We start from the raw sequence: 1,505 nt of genomic DNA, 5'->3' as shown, positions 1-1,505 counted from the left end.
GGCCCGAAATCCCCGGGTTTCGCGTGGGCGGCTGCGGCCGCCCATTTTCGTTTGGCAAGCGGTGGACGCCGTTCGTCAGTCTCTCTACATCGGGGAAGACACAGCGAAAGGACAATCATGGGTCAGCTCAATGCCGGCATCGTGCCGGTCACGCCCTTCCAGCAGAACTGCACGATTCTCTTCGACATGGACGACAGACAAGGTGTGGTCGTCGATCCCGGCGGCGACATCGACAAGGTGCTGTCGGTGCTGAAGGACAATGACATCAGGGCCGGCGCGATCTGGATCACGCATGGCCATATCGACCATGCCGGCGGCGCGATGGAGTTGAAGGAGGCGCTCGGCGTCGACATCATCGGCCCGCACGAGGCCGACCGGCCGCTGCTCGCCAACCTCGAGAACCAGGCCAAGCGCTTCGGCGTCACCGACGCGGTGCGCAACTGCGTGCCCGACCGGTTTCTCACCGAAGGCGAGACCGTGTCGTTCGGAAACCACGTGTTCGAGGTCCTGCATTGCCCCGGGCACGCGCCGGGCCATGTCGTCTACTATAATCGCGCGGCGAAGTTCGCCCATGTCGGCGACGTGCTGTTTCGCGGCTCGGTCGGGCGCACCGACCTGCCCGGCGGTGACCACGCCGCGCTGATCGCCTCGATCAAGGAAAAGCTCTTGCCGCTCGGCGACGACATTGGCTTCATCTGCGGCCACGGCCCCGGAGGCCGCTTCGGCGAGGAGCGCCGCACCAATCCGTTCCTGACCTAGGGTGTGTCGATATTCAGGTGAGGCCGGCCTGCGAGCGGTGGGTTCCTGCGCTTCCGGTGCTCACGTACTTTGAGTACGCTCCGCTCCGGTTCTCGGAACCCATCGCTCTCGGCTCGGCCTGACCTGAATCTCAACACACCCTGGGTGAGCGCCTAAAGGAGCCCCAAACAAAAAGCGCTGGCCTTGCGGTCAGCGCTTTCTTGTTAGGGGCAGGGAAGCCTCAGTTGGCGACGCAGAAGTGCTGCTCGCCATCATTGCCGGTGAAGGTACCGGTGCGGGAATTGAAGGTGCGATAGCGGTCCGAGCAATATTCGTACCAGGCACGGGTCCACGGTTCCGCATAGCGGTCGGCATAGACGACGCGCGGCTGCGCATAATAGCGGCGAACCGGAGCCGGCTGCACATAGCGGTAGTCATAGTCGTCGTAGCCCGGCTCGTAATAGCTGTTGTAGCGAGGCTGCGGGTTGCTCAACGCGCCGGCGATCAGGGCGCCGGCAGCAAGGCCGACGACGCCGGCGGCGAGGGCGTCGTTGTGGTTGTGATGGTGACGGCGCCAGCGCCAGTCATCGGCATTGGCCGCCGGCAAGGTGGCCAATATGGTCGCGGCGATGCCCGTGGACAGAATGGCGGTCTTGAGAATTCGGTTCATTTCGGTCTCCTTCGCGCCGGCCCGTGTATTTTCGGGGGGATGCGGACCGGCTTTAGCAAAGGTTAATAAGAGACCGTGGCTGAACGGAGGCTGAACG

At 63.7% G+C, this 1,505-nt stretch carries 2 protein-coding genes; one reads left to right on the top strand and one right to left on the bottom strand.

Annotated features, from left to right (window positions below; genetic code table 11):
* Positions 1-117 precede the first annotated feature (117 nt).
* Complete coding sequence (locus tag EOA33_RS35380) at positions 118-759, top strand: MBL fold metallo-hydrolase (RefSeq protein ID WP_126058701.1); 642 nt, start codon at positions 118-120, stop codon at positions 757-759.
* A 220-nt stretch (positions 760-979) separates the two neighbouring features.
* Here the strand turns inward: EOA33_RS35380 and EOA33_RS35375 are convergent, their stop codons facing one another.
* Entirely contained in the window at positions 980-1,408 is a 429-nt protein-coding gene (locus EOA33_RS35375) for a BA14K family protein (protein ID WP_126058702.1), read from the bottom strand.
* Between the last annotated feature and the right edge of the window lie 97 nt (positions 1,409-1,505).

Origin of the sequence: Mesorhizobium sp. M4A.F.Ca.ET.050.02.1.1 (assembly GCF_003997725.1) — a bacterium.
GTDB lineage: Bacteria > Pseudomonadota > Alphaproteobacteria > Rhizobiales > Rhizobiaceae > Mesorhizobium.
Note: the sequence above shows the minus strand (reverse complement) of the source record. Positions and strands in the feature narration are given on the sequence as shown.

Excerpts from the sequence above, each read along its gene's own strand:
- EOA33_RS35380 (WP_126058701.1), top strand. The coding sequence starts at position 118 with ATGGGTCAGCTCAATGCCGGCATCGTGCCGGTCACGCCCTTCCAGCAG.
- EOA33_RS35375 (WP_126058702.1), bottom strand. The coding sequence starts at position 1,408 with ATGAACCGAATTCTCAAGACCGCCATTCTGTCCACGGGCATCGCCGCG.